General features: G+C 46.7%; 15 protein-coding genes. 11 read left to right on the top strand and 4 right to left on the bottom strand.

What is annotated here, in order from left to right; genetic code table 11:
• Positions 1 to 17 precede the first annotated feature (17 nt).
• From lptM to MADE_RS00975, 6 genes are read left to right on the top strand one after another with little or no spacing between them, the layout of a single operon-like run.
• Positions 18 to 209: an LPS translocon maturation chaperone LptM gene (gene lptM / locus MADE_RS01000; protein WP_232363092.1), complete on the top strand. Its 192-nt coding sequence runs from the start codon at positions 18 to 20 to the stop codon at positions 207 to 209.
• Entirely contained in the window at positions 209 to 1459 is a 1251-nt protein-coding gene (gene lysA, locus MADE_RS00995) for a diaminopimelate decarboxylase (RefSeq protein WP_012516726.1), read from the top strand. The genes lptM and lysA overlap by 1 nt, the downstream gene beginning before the upstream one ends.
• A 35-nt stretch (positions 1460 to 1494) precedes the next feature.
• A complete protein-coding gene (gene dapF, locus MADE_RS00990) occupies positions 1495 to 2325 on the top strand; it encodes a diaminopimelate epimerase (protein WP_012516725.1) in 831 nt (276 codons plus the stop codon).
• On the top strand, positions 2322 to 3017 hold the full coding sequence (locus MADE_RS00985) for a DUF484 family protein (RefSeq protein ID WP_012516724.1): 696 nt from the start codon (positions 2322 to 2324) through the stop codon (positions 3015 to 3017). Before dapF ends, MADE_RS00985 begins: the two co-directional genes overlap by 4 nt.
• 5 nt (positions 3018 to 3022) lie before the next feature.
• Positions 3023 to 3943, top strand: a complete 921-nt coding sequence (gene xerC / locus MADE_RS00980; RefSeq protein WP_012516723.1) for a tyrosine recombinase XerC — start codon at positions 3023 to 3025, stop codon at positions 3941 to 3943.
• Between the two features lie 21 nt (positions 3944 to 3964).
• Positions 3965 to 4705 (top strand): HAD-IA family hydrolase, encoded by a 741-nt coding sequence (locus MADE_RS00975; protein ID WP_015065945.1) that lies wholly within the window; start codon positions 3965 to 3967, stop codon positions 4703 to 4705.
• A gap of 91 nt (positions 4706 to 4796) precedes the next feature.
• On the opposite strand, the gene cysE is transcribed toward MADE_RS00975, so the two are convergent.
• Entirely contained in the window at positions 4797 to 5603 is an 807-nt protein-coding gene (gene cysE / locus MADE_RS00970) for a serine O-acetyltransferase (RefSeq protein WP_012516721.1), read from the bottom strand.
• Positions 5604 to 6031: 428 nt separating this feature from the next.
• Between cysE and uvrD the strand changes: the two genes are divergently transcribed.
• Both uvrD and MADE_RS00960 read left to right on the top strand, forming a co-directional pair.
• The gene (uvrD, locus tag MADE_RS00965) at positions 6032 to 8203 is read left to right on the top strand and encodes a DNA helicase II (RefSeq protein WP_012516720.1); all 2172 of its coding nucleotides are present in this window, start codon (positions 6032 to 6034) and stop codon (positions 8201 to 8203) included.
• A gap of 42 nt (positions 8204 to 8245) precedes the next feature.
• Positions 8246 to 9526, top strand: coding sequence for a GGDEF domain-containing response regulator (locus tag MADE_RS00960; protein WP_012516719.1), 1281 nt, complete (start codon positions 8246 to 8248; stop codon positions 9524 to 9526).
• 24 nt (positions 9527 to 9550) lie between these two features.
• On the opposite strand, the gene rarD is transcribed toward MADE_RS00960, so the two are convergent.
• On the bottom strand, positions 9551 to 10465 hold the full coding sequence (rarD, locus tag MADE_RS00955; RefSeq protein ID WP_080652882.1) for an EamA family transporter RarD: 915 nt from the start codon (positions 10463 to 10465) through the stop codon (positions 9551 to 9553).
• A 187-nt stretch (positions 10466 to 10652) separates the two neighbouring features.
• On the bottom strand, positions 10653 to 11990 hold the full coding sequence (locus MADE_RS00950; RefSeq protein WP_012516717.1) for a magnesium transporter: 1338 nt from the start codon (positions 11988 to 11990) through the stop codon (positions 10653 to 10655).
• A 346-nt stretch (positions 11991 to 12336) separates the two neighbouring features.
• Here MADE_RS00950 and recQ point away from each other — a divergent pair, with 346 nt between their 5' ends.
• A complete protein-coding gene (recQ, locus tag MADE_RS00945; protein ID WP_012516716.1) occupies positions 12337 to 14178 on the top strand; it encodes a DNA helicase RecQ in 1842 nt (613 codons plus the stop codon).
• Between the two features lie 14 nt (positions 14179 to 14192).
• On the opposite strand, the gene MADE_RS00940 is transcribed toward recQ, so the two are convergent.
• Positions 14193 to 14861, bottom strand: coding sequence for a glutathione S-transferase (locus MADE_RS00940; protein WP_012516715.1), 669 nt, complete (start codon positions 14859 to 14861; stop codon positions 14193 to 14195).
• 104 nt (positions 14862 to 14965) lie between these two features.
• On the opposite strand from MADE_RS00940, the gene MADE_RS00935 reads away from it, so the two are divergent.
• Together MADE_RS00935 and MADE_RS00930 are read left to right on the top strand one after the other, a co-directional pair.
• Entirely contained in the window at positions 14966 to 15283 is a 318-nt protein-coding gene (locus MADE_RS00935) for a DUF3630 family protein (protein WP_012516714.1), read from the top strand.
• A gap of 153 nt (positions 15284 to 15436) precedes the next feature.
• The gene (locus tag MADE_RS00930; RefSeq protein ID WP_012516713.1) at positions 15437 to 18274 is read left to right on the top strand and encodes an EAL domain-containing protein; all 2838 of its coding nucleotides are present in this window, start codon (positions 15437 to 15439) and stop codon (positions 18272 to 18274) included.
• The last annotated feature ends 118 nt before the right edge of the window (positions 18275 to 18392 follow it).

Here is an 18392-nt window from a genome sequence, read left to right as displayed (position 1 = left end):
TCTTCGCGGGATTTTTCGTGCTTAAAAAGTCAGTTGTTTTTTTGCTAACGCTCACGGCATTAGGTGGTTGTGGTTACAAAGGAGCGCTCTATATTCCTGAAGCGCCTGCGCAAAACACCCCTGCTGAACCAGCGCCCTCTGAAGACGCTGATTCGTCTTCTGACATAAACAACACATTCCCCGCACCTACCTCTGGAGAGCAGAATTAGTGGATTATTTCGCCTACAGCCAAGGTCAGCTTCACGCTGAAGAGGTCGCTGTTTCTGATATTGCAGCTCAGCACGGAACGCCGGTTTATATTTATTCAAGAGCCACGTTAGAACGTCATTGGCACGCTTTTAACGATGCCATTGGTGAGCACCCTCACCTGGTTTGTTATGCCGTTAAAGCTAATTCTAATATTGGCGTATTAAGTGTATTAGCGAAGCTGGGTTCAGGTTTTGATATTGTTTCAGCCGGTGAACTCGCCCGCGTTATAGAAGCCGGTGGCGACGCTAGCAAAGTGGTTTTTTCTGGCGTAGGCAAAAAGCACGACGAAATTCGCTATGCGTTAGAGCAAGGCATTATGTGCTTTAACGTAGAGTCAGAGCCTGAATTACACCGCATTAATGAAGTGGCCGGTGAAGTAGGCGTAAAAGCCCCTATTTCTTTGCGTATTAACCCAGATGTAGATGCTAAGACACACCCTTACATCTCAACTGGCTTAAAGGCCAATAAATTTGGAATAGCGCGCGAGCGCGCACTGGCGACTTATGAACTAGCGGCATCGCTTCCAAATTTGAATGTAGTGGGAATGGATTGCCACATTGGCTCTCAGTTAACTGAAATAGGTCCCTTCGTAGATGCGTTAGAGCGTTTGCTTGTGCTTATTGATGAGCTTGCTGAGCGCAACATCATCATCGAACATTTAGATGTGGGCGGCGGCCTGGGCGTGACTTATAACGATGAAGAGCCACCCCACCCTAAAGCCTATGCACAAGCCATGGCTGAAAAAATGGTCGGCAGAGAGAACCTCAAACTTATCCTTGAGCCGGGCCGCGCTATTGCCGCCAACGCTGGTATTTTAGTCACCGAGGTCGAGTTCATCAAAGAAGGCGAAGAGAAAAGCTTTGCTATTGTCGATGCGGCAATGAACGATCTGCTGCGTCCAGCGCTTTACTCAGCGTGGCAAAAGATTATCCCGGTAAAAGAAGAAAGCACCGCAAAACTACACACCTACGATGTGGTAGGCCCAGTGTGCGAAACCGGTGACTTTATAGGCAAAGACCGTGAATTAGCCATTGAGCCCACCGATTTACTTGCAGTTCGCAGTGCCGGTGCCTATGGTTTTGTTATGGCGTCGAACTACAACAGCCGCTGCCGCCCAGCGGAGATTATGGTAGATGGTGACAAAGCCATTGTGGTTCGCGAAAGAGAAAAACAAAAAGATCTCTGGCAAGGTGAGCATAAACTTCCGTAAACTAGAGACAAACTAAAAAGATAGATGCGCGTTTAATGCAGGTTCAATTTTCCAAAATGCACGGTTTGGGTAACGATTTCATGGTAATTGATAACGTTACTCAAAACGTATTTTTCTCTAAAGAAAAAATCCAACAACTGGCTGACCGAAATTTCGGTATCGGCTTCGACCAGCTGTTGATGGTTGAACCGCCTTACGATCCTGAACAAGACTTTCATTATCGTATTTTCAATGCCGATGGCTCTGAAGTAGAGCAGTGCGGTAATGGGGCACGTTGCTTTGCGCGCTTTGTTAAGCAAAAGGGCTTGATAAACCGCAACAAAATTGTAGTGAGTACCAAAGCAGGCAAAATGGTGCTTTACCTAGAGAAAGACGGGCAAGTTACCGTCAATATGGGTAAGCCAGAGTTCGAACCGGCTAACATTCCCCTTAAAGCCAACAAGCAAGAAAATACTTATATCTTACGCGTCGGCGAAAGCACCTTATTCATTGGCGCAGCGTCAATGGGCAACCCTCATTGCGTAATGGAAGTTGACGATGTCGATACCGCCAACGTCGCTGAAATTGGCCCGCTAGTTGAAAAGCATGAACGCTTTTCAGAAGGCGTGAACGTAGGCTTTATGCAAATCATCAACGACTCGCATATTAAGCTAAGAGTATTTGAGCGTGGTTCGGGTGAAACCCTTGCTTGTGGAAGCGGTGCGTGCGCAGCAGTTGCAATTGGTCAAATACAGGGTAAATTAAGTAAAGACGTGCGGGTAGACTTACCCGGGGGCAGTTTACGTATACGCTGGCCCGGCCCAGATAATGTATTAAAAATGACAGGGCCTGCCGAACACGTATATGACGGACACATAAATCTATGAACGACTTATCGGGGCAATCTAACGCCACGCAAATTATTGAGCCATTTAACGACACCTCTACATTGTCGAGTACAGATGTGCACGCGTTTTTGTTAGAAAACCCCGAGTTCTTTGCTCAGTACCCAGACCTTCTCGAAAAAATTAAGCTTCCCCATGAACACAAAGGCAGTGTTTCGCTTGTTGAAATTCAAAGTGACCAGTTGAGACAAAAAGTAAGGCAGCTTAATTTCAAGCTCAATCAACTGGTAACCATCGCCAAGCAAAACGAAAAAATCTATCGCGTTTACACCGACCTAAACGTACAGCTTCTACGCTGTGAAAGCGTTGCAGAAGTCCAGTTTACGTTAGAAGATGTATTGCAAGAGCGTTTACAGCTTTCATCTGCTGTAATCAAAAGTTTCAAAGGCCCCCATGCTATTCCTGAGTTACAGCAGCGCCTGTTCACCGAAAAGCGCTTCAAGAACACCAACTTTTTCTTTGGCCGACTATCTCAGCATGAACGTCAACTTCTTTTCGGAGAAAGTCCTGCGGAATCTGTAGCGCTAATGCTACTTGGCGATAACCGCGATTTAGGTATTTTAGGCATTAGCAGTAGCGACGCCAGCCACTTTACGCCTGATATGGATACACTGCTGCTACAGCAACTACAGCAGGTGCTTAATATCATACTACCTGAAATGATGGGATATTAAGTGCCGTGTCTACGGACGCGCTTATTAGCGAACCCTGCCAACAATGGCTAGATAAATTTCTGCTTCACCTTCAGGTTGAGCGCGGCTTATCTCTTCACACCATTAAAAACTATAAACGCCAGTTAACTGAAGTTGCAAAACTATTGGGTTTGTACGAATGGTCAGGCTTAACGCCAAGCGATATTAAACGGGTCATGGCCGACGCTAAAATGTCGGGACATAGCCCTCGAAGTATTGCCCTTCGGCTCTCTGCCCTTCGCACATTCTGCCAATACCTTATTGAACATCAACAGCTTTTCAGCAATCCAGTAGAAGGTATTCAAGCCCCTAAACAAGGCAAGCCGCTCCCTAAGCAATTAAGTGTTGATGAAATGCAGCAGTTGCTCAACGCCTCGCCTCAAAGCAGCGATGAAGACGAAGGAATGCAGCTTCGCGATGTGGCTATGTTTGAGCTTCTCTATGGCTGCGGATTGCGTTTAAGCGAACTAACCGGCTTAAATTTGGCCGACTGCCTTAAAGACGGCACGGTGAAAGTTATGGGTAAAGGGAGTAAGCAACGCATTTTACCGTTAGGTCGTCACGCACAAAAAGCGTTAAACGCATGGCTTAAAGTGCGACCTGCTTACGCTTCGCCTTATGAAAGCGCGGTATTTGTTAGCAAACGCAAAACCCGTATTTCTAACAGACAAGTGGCAAATAGACTCGACAAAATGGCTAAAGAGCATTCGCTGTCGCAAAAAGTTAGCCCTCACAAATTGCGCCATTCCTTCGCGACACACGTATTAGAGTCCAGTGGTGATTTGCGCGCGGTACAAGAACTTTTAGGGCACGCTAACCTGTCGACAACACAAGTCTATACCCATTTAGATTTTCAGCATCTCGCCAATGTTTACGATGAAGCTCACCCCCGGGCGCATAAAAAATAAAGCTAGATTAAGGTTGTAACCATGCAGTTTTTTAGGTCTATCAATAAGGTCGAGGCCATGACATTCGACCTTGATGACACCCTTTACAATAACGACCCTATTATCCGCCGCGCCGAAAAAGCGTTAGAAGCACACATTGCAAAGCACCATCAACATGCCGCAGCACTCTCCGCTAGCGACTGGCTGTCACTGAAGCGTGCGGCCATTGCTAAAGACAAACGCTTAGCGTCAGATATGGGTCAGTTACGCCGCGTAGTACTCACAGCTGCACTCTCTAACACCGCGCCAGACAAGATAACAACGCAGTTGGAAAAAGAAGGCGAGCTAACGGAAGCGGTAGAAGCTTGCTTTAATTGTTTCTATGACGCGAGAAGCGACTTTACCCTAGCCAAGGACGTTCACAACGCCCTTAAAGCAGTCAGTAAAAGTTTACCGATAGTTGGCATTACAAACGGAAATGTTAACGCTGAAAAAATAGGTATTGATAGCTATTTCGATACCATATTGCATGCCAGCACGTCGCGCCCCATGAAGCCCGCACAGCATATGTTTGATGAAGCCGCAGCACGGTTGAATGTAGCGCCTAAGCACATACTGCATGTGGGCGATAACATAATTAAAGATGTCTACGGTGCGATTAACGCCGGGTATCAGGCCGCGTGGTTTGCGTGTAACAGACCAATGACCTTACACAATGAGCCTGTTAGCGTGCTGCCTCATGTGGCATTGAATAATCTTAGCGAGTTAACGCATTTTCTATAGCAAATAAAAACAGTGAGGGTCAGAGTACATTTACCCGCATCAAAAGGGGTGCAGCGTTAAAGTACACTGACCCCCCAATATTAGAGGGGTATCAAACGTGGGAGTTGTCCTCTAATACGTTTTGGCGCATAGATTCACAAGGGCTTTCACAAACAGGTCTCCCAACAACTTTCGCAGGTACGCCCACCACAGTTACATGGGCAGGTACATTGTTAAGGACAACACTTCCTGCGCCGACTTTTGAACCTTCGCCTATTTCGATATTGCCCAAGATTTTAGCCCCTGCGCCAATCAGCACACCTTGGCGAATTTTAGGATGACGATCACCAGACTCATTACCCGTACCGCCTAAGGTAACGCTTTGCAAAATAGACACGTTATCTTCAACTACCGCCGTTTCACCCACAACAATGCCGGTAGCATGGTCAAACATCACCCCTTTACCTATGCGGGCCGCCGGGTGAATATCCACCCCAAAGCTTGCTGAATTACGGCTTTGTAGAAACAAGGCCAGTTGATGTCGACCGTGAAGCCAAAGGTAATGGGCCATGCGGTGAACTTGAACAGCGTGAAAGCCTTTAAAGTGCAGTAGCGGCGTTAAAAAATCATTCACTGCGGCGTCGCGCGCTTTGATCGCCAGTATATCCGCACTGGCCGCTTCGCTGATACCGGGCTCAAGCAGGTAAGCTTCGTCGAACACTTCGCGAATTGCCAGCGCAGGCATAACGTCATCAGCCATTTTATTTGACAAAATAAAGCTTAAAGACGACTCAAAGTTGTGGTGCGCCAGTACACTGGCATGAACATAACTCGACAGCAACGGCTCTTTGTCTGCAACAACTTGCGCTTCTTGTTTTAACGTCGACCAAAAATCGATGGGCGTAGATAGTGCGGTCATGAGCATGTCCCGTTAATGTATGAAAGTCTCGTGTACTGGAAATTGTGACTGTAAGCATAGCTAAACGCCTGCTACAAAAAACGTGTTAGGGCTTAGCAGTAAAATGCAAAAAAGCTGAATTCAGGGTGAAAGTTTACCTGAGTTTTAGACGATTCAATACCAATGAGATACCGCCCGAGCGCACAATTCGATCAATTTATCGAATTAATTCGTTATAGCTAATAACCGTTATAACCAACGTTGAAACAATGTAGCTTATTTATAAGCATGCATTCTTACACCGGCACTGTTTCAATAAGCATTCGATTCACAGCAGACACGTGCGCGCTGGAAGCCGGCAGCAAAACTGGACTGTATAAATTAACAGGCAGATGGCATAATAGCCCGCTGCTGAATGTATAACACTATCAACTAACAGGTGCCACACTATGGATGTATCTCGACTGCTAGACGAGCTTAACGACAAACAGCGTGAAGCAGTAGCAGCCCCATTGTCTAACGCTTTAGTACTTGCGGGCGCAGGGAGCGGAAAAACCCGTGTATTAGTGCACCGTATAGCGTGGTTGATGGAAGTCGAAAACATCGCGCCTTTCTCAATATTGGCCGTTACCTTCACCAATAAGGCAGCAAAAGAAATGCGTGGCCGTATTGAGTCTTTGATGGGCCGCAGCCTGCACAATATGTGGATTGGTACCTTCCACGGCCTTGCACACCGTTTGCTGCGCGCGCACCACGCTGAAGCCAACCTGCCTGAGAACTTCCAAATTATCGACTCAGACGATCAGTATCGCTTAATTCGCCGAATTCTAAAGGCCATGAATTTAGACGAAAAACATTGGGCGCCTAGACAAATTCAGTGGTACATAAACGGTAACAAAGATGAAGGTTTACGTCCTCAGCACATTGAAACTCATGGCGATCATATTCAAAAAACCATGCGAGAGGTATATGCCGCATACCAAGACGCGTGTGACCGTTCAGGCTTAGTTGACTTTGCGGAGTTGCTTTTGCGTGCTCACGAACTGTGGGCGAAAAACCCCGAAGTATTGGCCCATTATCAGCGCCGCTTCCGCGCGGTACTGGTTGACGAATTCCAAGATACCAATAACATTCAATACGCATGGCTTCGTATGCTATGTAGTGGCGGTGACAACAATATTATGATTGTTGGCGACGACGACCAGTCAATTTACGGCTGGCGTGGTGCAAACGTAGATAATATTCAGCATTTCCTTAAAGATTTTAATAAGCCAAACACCATTCGCCTTGAACAGAATTATCGCTCTACGGGCAATATTCTTAAGGCCGCCAACACGGTTATCGACAACAACACAGGCCGTTTAGGTAAGGAACTTTGGACTGAAGACGCACAAGGTGAACTCATTTCTGTTTACGCGGGGTTCAACGAGTTAGACGAAGCCCGCTTTATCGTGTCGAAAATTAAAGATTGGCTTAACCAAGGCAATGCCCTTAGCGACACGGCAATTTTATATAGAAACAATGCCCAGTCTCGTGTTCTAGAAGAAGCCTTACTTCATGAAGGCCTCGCTTATCGCATTTACGGCGGCTTGCGCTTCTTTGAACGCCAAGAAATCAAAGACGCCCTAGGCTACTTACGCATGGTTAGCCATCCCCACGACGACGCAGCCTTTGAGCGCGTGGTAAACACACCAAGTCGAGGTATTGGCGAGAAAACCCTATCGCAGGTGCGTGACGCCGCGCGCATGCATAACTGTTCTATGTGGCAAGCCTGTCAGCTACTTATTAATGAAGGCGGTTTTAAAGGTCGCGCGCTAAACGCAATGCAAAGCTTTGTATTGCTTATCACTGAACTGGAACAGACCACGTTAGATGAGCCACTAGACCAGCAAGCAGATAAAGCCATTAAACAATCTGGCTTATACGCCATGTACCAAGCAGAGCGTGGCGAGAAAGCACAAGCGCGATTAGAAAACTTGGAAGAGCTGGTTACCGCCTGTAAAACCTTTATCGTGCCTGAAGAGGCCGAAGAAATGACGCCTCTTGCTGCCTTTTTGGCGCATGCGTCTTTAGAAGCGGGGGAGACACAGGCAGATAAAGACCAAGATGCCGTTCAAATGATGACCATTCACACGGCTAAGGGCCTAGAATTTCCACTGGTATTCTTAGCAGGGGTTGAAGAAGGCATGTTCCCTAGCCAGATGACCAACGATGAGCCTGGCCGAATGGAAGAAGAGCGCCGACTTTGCTATGTTGGTATGACAAGGGCTATGCAAAAATTGTATATCACTTACGCCGAAAGCCGCCGATTATACGGTCAAGACAAATACCATACGGCGTCTCGGTTTATTCGCGAAATGCCCTCTGATTGCGTGGAAGAAGTAAGGCTAAAATCGACGATTTCCCGCCCAGTGCATAATCGCTTTAGTCAGGCGACGTCGCATGCAAGCTTTGAAGAAACCGGGTTTAGTTTAGGTGAGCGTGTGGTTCACCGTAAATTCGGTGAAGGGATTGTTCTAAACTATGAAGGAAGTGGTGAGCACGGCCGCGTTCAAGTAAACTTTGACGAGTTTGGCAGCAAATGGCTAGTACTTGCTTACGCAAAGCTGGAGAAAGCGTAAAATTATTCATTGGCAAGGTAGCCTAACCTTAAGTTGAAATGTATGCAGCAACACGTGCTGATCCTTGAAAATGGTGAAGGCAACCTTGAACTGATTGCGAAATTAGTCCGTCGCGCGGGCCTTACGCCCGTGGGCGCGACCTCATTAACAGAAGGTAAGGCGCGTTTTTCGCAAAAAGATGCGCCAGAAACGTTTCTGTGCGCCATTGTAGCGTATTCTCTACCTGATGCCCGTAAAGGCGAGGCTATCGACTTTACGGTGAAATCCTTCATCCCCACCATAGCCACTACCGAGAGTTTGGACAGCGCCATTCGCGACAAAGTCCTCGAACGTGATGTTGTCGATTATATCCCTAAAGAAAATTCCCAAAACTACGATTACTTAAATCGTCTTATTGGCCGACTCGAAAAAAATAAGTCTACCGGCGTAATAGTAGTAAGTACTAATCGAGTACTAAGAACGAAAACGGTCTCACTGCTTCAGCGCCATAACTTTATCGCTTTTGAATGTTTAACCGCCACCGATGCAATGCAGTGTTTGTCGGAGCACAATAATGTGCGCCTGGTTATTACCGACAACACACTTCCCGACATGACAGGGACACATTTTGTTTCTAGTCTTCGCAAAGCCTTTTCGAAAGAGCAGCTAGCTATTATGGGAGTAGCCGGAGGCAAAGGTATGTTGATGTCGGCCCACTTCATCAAAAGCGGCGCAAATGACTTTTTGCGTGTGCCTTACTGCCACGAAGAGTTTTTATGCCGGGTTATGCAAAACGTTGAGTATATTGAAAGTGTGGAAGAGATTCGTCGCGTTGCCAATACAGACTATTTAACGGGGCTGCCCAATAGGCGTCATTTCTTTTACATGGTAACGGTTCAGCACCAAAAGCTGCTAGAAAATCATGCGCTAGCCCTTATCGACCTAGACTTTTTTAAATCAATCAATGATACCCATGGTCACGATGCGGGCGATATCGTACTAAAGGCCATAGCAGCGCTAATTGAATTTTATTTCCCTGACGAAATTATTTCTCGATTTGGCGGCGAAGAATTCTGTATTTACATGCCGTCAATAACACTAGAGAACGCCTGCAAACGCTTAGAAGATTTCAGAAAAGTGGTAGAAGCCGAAGTTATTCAACTTCCTAAGACCGATATCAAAGTTACCTGCAGCATTGGCGTGAGTGGCACCCATACCCAACGGGTAGATAAGCTTTTAAGCTTAGCCGATAAACAGCTTTACGCGGCAAAACACGATGGCAGAAACCAAGTAAAGTGCGAAGCGCCAGGGGCGTCTTATCAAGAACAAGCTTCACTGCTTTAGCCAAGACCTCTGCTTTTTTAGCACCTATTCTGCAAAGCGCTTTTGCGCCTTGCGCTGACTGCGATAATTCACCAATGAGTCGGCACTAAATAAGATAAGCGCTATCCATACAAAACCAAAGGTAACCAGCCTAGACTCTTCTAGCGGCTCGCCGTATAGATATACCGCCAGAATAAACATAAGCGTTGGCCCGATATACTGAAAAAAGCCTAGCGTTGAATACATAATGCGCCTTGCTGCCGCTGTGAAACAGAGTAATGGCGCTGTAGTAACAATACCAGCTGCTAGGATAAGGGTGTTTAGCGTGGCGTCATTATTAAATAGGTTGCTATATTCAGAACCAAAGAATAGCCAGTAGATAATCGCTAACGGCGATAACATCAAGGTTTCAATGAAAAGGCCAGGCAGTGAGTCTACCGCCACTTGCTTACGGAGCAGGCCGTATACACTGAAGCTGCCAGCAAGCACCAAGGCAATCCAAGGTACATGACCGTAAGAGAAGATAAGAATGGCAACGCCAACAACAGCAAGCCCAACCGCAACACGCTGTAAGTTGCGTAACCGCTCACCTAAGAAAAGCCGCCCTAAAAACACGTTAATTAACGGGTTAATGTAATACCCTAAACTGGCATCCAAGATGTGGTCGTTATTAATCGCCCAGATAAATAAAAGCCAGTTAGCCCCGAGTAACAGCCCGGCAACGAACAAGATTTGCATAACCCGTTTATTGCGAAAGGCTGCACCAACCTTAGGCCATTGCTTTAACGCAGCGATAAAACCAACAAGCAGCACCACCGACCATATCACTCTATGCATAAGGATTTCAGCTGCCGGCAACACCATTAATTGCTTGAAATAAACAGGCGCAACGCCCCACATACTGTATGCGGCAATAGCGCAAATAACACCGACTTGAGCGGCACTGGCTTGCTTTGACAAGGCTGGCTCCAAAGACATAAAGGGTTAGAAGGCGCGTATTGTTTATCAGGTTTGTTCAATACACAACCTTTACCGCTTTCCTATGCGGCAAAGGGAGTATAGCAAGCGGCATAACAAGGTTATCCCTTCAGTACATCCTTGTACCGTCTCTGAAGCGGTTAACGACGCCGCGATAAATGACGCAACATCAAAGTAAGAAGAGGGTCCCCAAACCAAGGAACGCTACGAAGCCAACGATATCGGTTACTGTAGTAAGAATGACCGAGCCTGATAGCGCAGGGTCTATTTTTAATTTATCTAAGATGACAGGCACAAACACACCCGCGAGTGCCGCCGCGACTATGTTGAACAATATCGCCAGGCAAATAACCACCCCTAACATGGCGTCAGTAAACCAAAAGTACGCGACAACGCCAATCACCAAGGCCCAAATCACGCCGTTCACGCCGCCCACCTTCAGCTCTTTTACCATTAGAGCCCGTAAGTTAGCCGGTGTGACCTGACCGAGCGCTAAGCCCCGAACAATAAGGGTTAACGTTTGGCTACCGGCAATACCGCCCATGCTCGCCACCACCGGCATAAGCACGGCAAGCGCGACAACCTGCTGCAGCGTGCCTTCAAATAAACCAATAAACCACGAGGCCATAAAAGCAGTAAGCAAGTTAATGCCTAGCCATAGCGCACGGTTTTTCGCACTTTTAGCAACCGGCGAGAATAAATCTTCGTCCTCATCCATACCCGCCGATGACATTACCTGGCGTTCGTAAAATTCATTCACCAGTTCACTCGCTGAAGACACGTCAAGGCGGCCCAGCAACTTATTATTTTCATCAACGACCGGCAGCGAGGCAAGCCCAGAGCGCTGTACCAGCAACGAAGCGTTCATGGTGTCGTCTTCGCCTTGGATCGTGGTTACATTCTCTTCTGACAAATCGAAAAGCGACACGTGATCTTGGGCCGTAAACAAATGGTTTATTTTAACTAACGCCGAAAACTGCCCTGAACGGTTAACCAAAAAGATGCTGTCACAATGTTGGGGAACATCTCGCCTAAGCAAGCGCAACCCCTCACGCACTTTAGCGTTTGAAGGCAGCACCAACTGTTCGTGATTTACCCAGTGGCCTATTTGATTATCGGAAAACTGAGTGGCCTCTCTAAAATACTTACGTTCTTTTGAGTCGAGAGACTCATAAGCCATATCAACGAGTCGCTTTGGCAATGAGTCGAGAAGCTCAAGCAAGTCTTCGGCATCAATATCAGCAAAAATGGAGGCCCATTCATTATGTGGTGTATTGTCGATGAGAATTTCACGAGGGTCGCTACGCATCTCAACAAGCACATCGAGTTTGCGGTCGCGAGGTATACCTTCCCACACCGCCAAACGCTTTTCTACAGGCAAAGATTCAAGTAGCGATGCGATATACACTTCGTCTTGCCCGGCTAACGCGGCCAATAAGGTGGCGGGGTCATCACCCATGCTGTCGGTAACAATTTCTTCAATTAAATCTGGTAATGGCTCTGCCATATTACATCTCCCGTTGATACCACTCACATCACTTGCACTTGTCGAGCTTTGGCGCTACAAGGCGGCGTTACACGCGCTAAGCAGCATCCTACTCCAGCATATAGGTACCTGTGCTTAAGGCAATATGTTCGCTTTTTTCATGATGCAATTTCATCCTGCAAGTCACCGGCATACTGCGCTGCGAATTATAGCACCGTATTTCATTTACTCTGCTTATTAGTTTTGTTCATTAAATATACCACCAGGTAACACAAGTGCCTGATGAGAAAGGCTATCGCTGAATTTTAGTCTAGTTTTTTAAATTGCCCCGTGAAGACATCGCTAAAAACGCGTAAAATCCAGCGCCATGACAACTGCAATTGCTCCATCTGAATCAAGCTCCAACACGCAAAGTGCAAAAACACCAGAACGCATTTTAAAAGATGTCTTCGGTTACGACGCTTTTCGCGACGGTCAGGGCGAAGTCATTCACCGCGTATGTGAAGGTAAAGACGCACTCGTGCTGCTGCCTACTGGTGGCGGTAAATCGCTGTGTTATCAAATTCCTGCGCTGGTGCGAAATGGAACAGCCATTGTTGTGTCGCCGCTTATATCATTGATGCAAGACCAGGTAGAGCAGCTGAAGGCCTTAGGTGTAAAAGCAGCTTACCTAAACTCCACGTTAGAAGCCGATGAGCAAGCGGGTATTAACGACGCATTGCAGGCAGGAAAGCTAGACCTGCTTTATGTGTCACCTGAGCGTTTGATGCAGTACTATTTTCAGCAGTCGCTTGCCAATGCCGACATTGCGCTTTTTGCTATCGATGAGGCGCACTGTGTGTCTCATTGGGGGCACGACTTTAGGCAAGACTATCGCGCCCTTGGCCAAATTAAATCTCGCTTTCCCTCTATTCCCGTAATCGGGCTAACCGCCACCGCAGATACGGCAACGCAAGCTGACATACTCACCCAGCTTAACTTGCACGCCCCTTTGGTTTACAAAGGTAGTTTCGATAGACCCAACATACGCTATCGGGTAATGAGCAAGTACAAGGCATTCGACCAAGTGGTTGCTTATGTTAAGCAGCAGGAAGGCAGCGGTATTATTTACTGCAACAGCCGGGCAAAAGTAGACGACCTTCACGCGAAGCTATTCAAACAAGGCTTTCGATGTGCGGCCTATCACGCAGGGATGGATAGCGACGAGAGAGAGCTTGTTCAGCGCCAGTTTCTCAATGACAAAATCGATATCGTTGTAGCCACGGTGGCCTTTGGCATGGGCATTAATAAATCTAACGTGCGCTATGTGGTGCATCACGATGTGCCGCGAAGTGTAGAAAGCTACTACCAAGAAACAGGCCGCGCTGGGCGAGACGGTCTGGAATCTGAAGCCTTATTATTGTTTGATGAAAAAGACGCTGCCCGTGTAAAGCAGTGGATAGAGCAAGGTGAGATTGCCGAGCGCAACCAAATAGAATTGCAGAAATTCGCAGCAATGGAAGCTTTCTCTGAAGCCCAAACCTGCCGTAGGCAAGTCTTGCTAAACTACTTTTCTCAGTTTAGTGACAGCGCCTGTGGCAATTGTGATATTTGCCTAGACCCGCCAAAGATGATTGACGGTTTGGTTATCGCTCAAAAAGTACTGTCTTGTGTACTGCGGCTTTCGCAGCAGGCGTCAAGCCAATACGTCATCGATGTGCTGCGCGGAAAGCAGCTTAGGCGACTTCAAGAAGCCGGGCACCACCAGCTTTCTACCTACGGTATAGGTAAAGATAAATCAGATAGTTATTGGCACAACATTATCAATCAACTTGTGCACAAAGGCCTTATTCGTGTAGATATTACCGCTCATGCGGCCTTGCGGTTAACAGAAGCGGCCCGCCCAGTTCTTAAAGGCGAAGTGGACGTTCAGCTTGCTGTACCGCGACTTGAGTTTAAACCGGATAAGAAAAAAGCGAAGCAAGCGCCTGCCAACTACGACAGAACCTTATTCACTCGTCTTAAGCACTTACGGAAAGTGTTGGCAGAAGAGAATGAGGTGCCGCCCTACGTGGTATTTAGTGACGCAACCTTAGTTGATATGGCGTGCAAACTGCCTACCACGCGCAACACTATGCTAGATGTGAGCGGTGTAGGCCAAACCAAGCTAGAGCGCTACGGCGAGGCCTTTATCCAACTTATCGACGATTATATCAACCGCGAGCACTAGCGCACTTATAAGCGCTAGGCATAGGCGTATTCACCACCTTTTTCTAAGGCGGCTTTATATGTCTCTCTGGCATGAACCCGTTTCACATACCCTTGAATAGCACTAAAGTCTTTTGCACGACCACTTGCTACCAATGACTCCAACGGAAATATCATTTGTACGTCTGCACCGGTGGGTTCATCACCAGCAAACCAGGTATTCTTTGCCAAGTAAGATTCTACATAACGCAAGCTTTGCGCCAAATTCGGTCCGTAATAAGCGTTTATGATGCCATCTATCAGCTTATTAGTAATTGGCTTAATGAAAAATGGTTTAGACCCTTTTTGACGTGCTTTCTCCAGAACTAAATTAGCCACCAGTGGCGGCATTAGCGAGCCCTCTGCAAAGTGCAGCCAGAACCAATATTGCTGAAGTGCTTCGGGGTCTTGTGGAACAGTGAACGACGCGGTCGCATGGTTGCGCACGAGATACTCTACAATAGCGCCAGATTCTGCAATTGCACCATGTGGCGTGGTGAGTACGGGAGAGCGTCCTAACGGGTGCACCGCGCGCAATGAGTCAGGCGCCAAGTTAGTTTGGCTGTCCCTTTGGTAAAATTCTATTTTGTACTCTACCCCCAGCTCTTCAAGTAGCCAAAGAATTCGCTGTGAGCGAGAGTTATTCAAATGATGAAGTGTTAGCATACCCCGTCCTTAATACGCTTGGTTTAACGCTTTTGTTATTGTGATGTACTATATACCTCTTTTTGCCCAAGCGGGTTTATAAAACCACTAAATTGATAAGTTCTATGCCGGTTTTAACCATAAATGACATTCGACAACACACAGTAGTTAGCGAACACAGCGTAGAAATTCGCCTTTCACTGCCCACCACTCCACTTAAAACGCAGCAGTGGGCAGAGCAGTTTTGCCAGCTATTTAATTTCACACTATCTGAGGCAGACTGGGGGGCAGATCGCTTTCAAGCCATACTTACGGCACAATCGAGCAATACTGACTTACAATGCATGCTGTGTATAGAATGGCTATGTGAAGCCATCTGGCTTGAACCTATAGGCACGCAGCAGTCTCCCGGCGTCATTAATGACTATCTTCAAAGCGTATAGCACGACATACTGCACAGAGTTGCGAGTTTGGCTTTTCAGCCAAACTCGTATTATTCTAAAGAAAACACGCGAGGAATCAGTAGACTTAGCGACTCTACGTTTTATCTTTGATAATTAAGCATCCTCTGATTAAGCGCTTGAAGGAATTAACAAGTGGTATTAGCCCGGCTAACAAAGTATGTATCAGCTTTGCTCATTAGTTGGGTAATGTTTAGCTTTCATGTTTTCGCGAGTAGTCCCCTGGTTATCAATGAATCGTTCGAGCGAGACATTATTAATCATTTCGCCCAGCGTTTAGAAGCGCCGAGCAGCACGACTTACTTTGATATTCTAAGCGGCAGCGCCGTTGCCCCCTCGCCAGGACCTAACACTAATAAGCGGGTGTGGTATTCAACATCGCTTCAACACACTGGCTACAGCCCTATTCCCTTAGTGCTTAATATCGATAGACTAAACATAGACGACCTACAAATTTACTTGCTCGACGACAGTCAGCGAATTATCAAATCTTATCGCTATCAGGCCGGTAAAGGGGACTACTCGCTGCGCCAACCCCTGCCAAATATACGCCTCGCCTTTACACTTCAGCCCTATCAAGATGCGAGACTGTTAATTGCTGTTAAAGATGACGGCCTTAAGTATTTTCCAATCGCGCTATGGGAAAGAGATCGGCTTCATCAGCACGATACCAATATGCTTACGCTATTAGGTGCAGTAGCAGGCGTGATGTCGCTTATCGCCTTTTATTTTTTATTTTCCTATTTATATCAGCGTATTCCTTCTCGGTTCTGGCTCACTATGACAACCTTAGTCATTATCGCACTGCTTTTTATAACCGAAGGTGGCTTAGCCGTATGGCCCAACCTAACGAATGCCAGCGAGAACTTTTTCGCCGTATGCTTCGGCATGCTTTTACTGTGCGTTGGCAAAGTAACCCATCATCTGTTTCCTCGCGTGCCTTTTTTATTGCGTGCAATTAATTATGCTGCGCCCATCGCCGCTACCATTTACTGCTTAACCGTTGATGCCTATACCACAACAATATCTCTGCTACTGCTTATAGCGGTTATGGGCCTCTACCACGTGGCACTAGCCCTTTTATTTAAGGACAAGGTCAGCCGTGTGGTTAGCACTACCTACGCATTAGCATGGCTGTCGTTTTTCGCGTTCTATGCCTTAGTCACTCTGAATTTATTTAGCGACCTTATTTATACGGTTGATGTTGCCATGGGCATGCTGCTGTTCATCACCTTGGGGTTCTTGTGTCTAGGGTTCTCTGTCATTACCAAGGAGCAAGCCAAAAATCAGGATCAGCTATCTACGCAAGCAGAGACTATTTCAAACTTAAACCACTTCTATGATCTATTCAGAAATTCAGCCGAGGGACATTACACCTCTACCTGGGATGGAAAGCTAAAGTCGGTAAACCCTGCCACGTGTAAGGTATTTGGGTACGAGAACGAAGAGGAAATGCTTGCCGATGCTGCCAGCACCAAAGTTTTCTACGCCTCGCCAGAAGACAGACAAGTGCTACTTGGCGAGGTCTCTCAACAAGGTCATGTAACGGGTAAAGAAATTCGTGGAAAACGCAAAGATGGTAGTGAGTTTTGGTTCTCACTGTCATGCCAGATGAGAGAAAGCGACGACGGTAATTTCCTTTACGGTTCTATCATTGATATTACTGAGAAAAAACAGTCTGACTTAAGCCTTCAATACTTAGCTACTCACGATTCGCTTACCGGGGTATACAACAGACGCCAGTTTGAAACTGACTTTAGAGAAAAGCTCTCACAAAAAAGCGATATTCCGGTTTGCATACTTTTTATGGATTTAGACCGCTTCAAAGTTGTCAATGACACCTGCGGCCATAAAGCCGGCGACGTGTTGATAAAAGACATCGCCCGCTTAATTGAGAACACCTTGCATGATGAAGCGCTGCTAGCGCGACTCGGTGGCGATGAGTTCGGCGTCATTTATACAGACGTTGATGCTAACGAAGTATACCTAAACGCGGTAAAAATACTAAATGCGGTACAGGCCTATCGATTTATGTGGGATAACCGCATTTTCAATTTGGGCGTGAGTATAGGCATGGTGGTGTGTGAAGACACAGAGGTAAACGCAGGACAGTATTTGAGTATGGCTGACGCCGCCTGCTATTTCGCGAAAGAACAAGGCAGAAATCAAGTTCACAGATACAATAAAGACGACGAAAGTATGCAGCGTTATCAGCGAGAGCTCGACTGGGTATCGTCGATTAACAACGCATTAGAAGAGGGTCGCTTCGAGCTTTATTACCAGTCACTAAGGCCATTAAATCAAACCACCGACGGTCACTATTACGAGGTGTTATTAAGACTTAGAGAAAAGAACGGTAACTTAGTAGAGCCCGCTAACTTTTTGCCTACCGCAGAACGTTTTGAGATGAATGTGAACGTCGATAAATGGGTGGTGACCAATACGTTTAAATGGCTATCGGAAAACCCTGAACACCTTGCTGAGCTTAAGCGTTGCAGCATCAACCTTAACTGTCACTCTTTGGCAGATAGAGACTTCACCTTATTCATATTAAATGCCTTTGAAACCTTTAATATTCCTTACAACAAGGTGTGTTTTGAAGTCATCGAATCGGTCGCCATTATCAAAATGGAAGACACCCTTTCTTTTATGCGCACCTTCAACCGACTGGGATGCTCATTTGCTCTTGATGACTTTGGCAGCGGGTTCTCTTCTTACAGCTACTTAAAAAGCTTGCCGGTGAACCAGGTTAAGATTGACGGAATGTTTATCAAAGATATGCTCAACGACAGTGTAGACACCGCCATGGTCGCGTCAATTAATGATGTTGCGAAAGCGATGGGCATGCAGACCGTTGGCGAATTTGTTGAAAATGAAGGAACTCTGGCGCAGTTAGGCAAAATGGGTGTCGACTTTGCCCAAGGGTACGGCGTTGCAAAACCTGCCCCACTACGTGATTTTAAACCCCTGTAATAACCTTTCGTAATGCACACTGCGCGAAAAAAGTGATAGCACAAGCATCAACTCGCGTATAATAAAGTGGTAGACTTGCAAAAAAAGAAGTCGTCCCCACTTATTGCCTACTGTCCAA

The organism is Alteromonas mediterranea DE, from assembly GCF_000020585.3.
In the GTDB taxonomy this organism is placed as follows: Bacteria; Pseudomonadota; Gammaproteobacteria; order Enterobacterales; family Alteromonadaceae; genus Alteromonas; species Alteromonas mediterranea.
Note: the sequence above shows the minus strand (reverse complement) of the source record. Positions and strands in the feature narration are given on the sequence as shown.

Excerpts from the sequence above, each read along its gene's own strand:
- dapF (WP_012516725.1), top strand. The coding sequence starts at position 1,495 with ATGCAGGTTCAATTTTCCAAAATGCACGGTTTGGGTAACGATTTCATG.
- MADE_RS00985 (WP_012516724.1), top strand. The coding sequence starts at position 2,322 with ATGAACGACTTATCGGGGCAATCTAACGCCACGCAAATTATTGAGCCA.
- MADE_RS00975 (WP_015065945.1), top strand. The coding sequence starts at position 3,965 with ATGCAGTTTTTTAGGTCTATCAATAAGGTCGAGGCCATGACATTCGAC.
- cysE (WP_012516721.1), bottom strand. The coding sequence starts at position 5,603 with ATGACCGCACTATCTACGCCCATCGATTTTTGGTCGACGTTAAAACAA.
- uvrD (WP_012516720.1), top strand. The coding sequence starts at position 6,032 with ATGGATGTATCTCGACTGCTAGACGAGCTTAACGACAAACAGCGTGAA.
- MADE_RS00960 (WP_012516719.1), top strand. The coding sequence starts at position 8,246 with ATGCAGCAACACGTGCTGATCCTTGAAAATGGTGAAGGCAACCTTGAA.
- MADE_RS00950 (WP_012516717.1), bottom strand. The coding sequence starts at position 11,990 with ATGGCAGAGCCATTACCAGATTTAATTGAAGAAATTGTTACCGACAGC.
- recQ (WP_012516716.1), top strand. The coding sequence starts at position 12,337 with ATGACAACTGCAATTGCTCCATCTGAATCAAGCTCCAACACGCAAAGT.
- MADE_RS00940 (WP_012516715.1), bottom strand. The coding sequence starts at position 14,861 with ATGCTAACACTTCATCATTTGAATAACTCTCGCTCACAGCGAATTCTT.
- MADE_RS00935 (WP_012516714.1), top strand. The coding sequence starts at position 14,966 with ATGCCGGTTTTAACCATAAATGACATTCGACAACACACAGTAGTTAGC.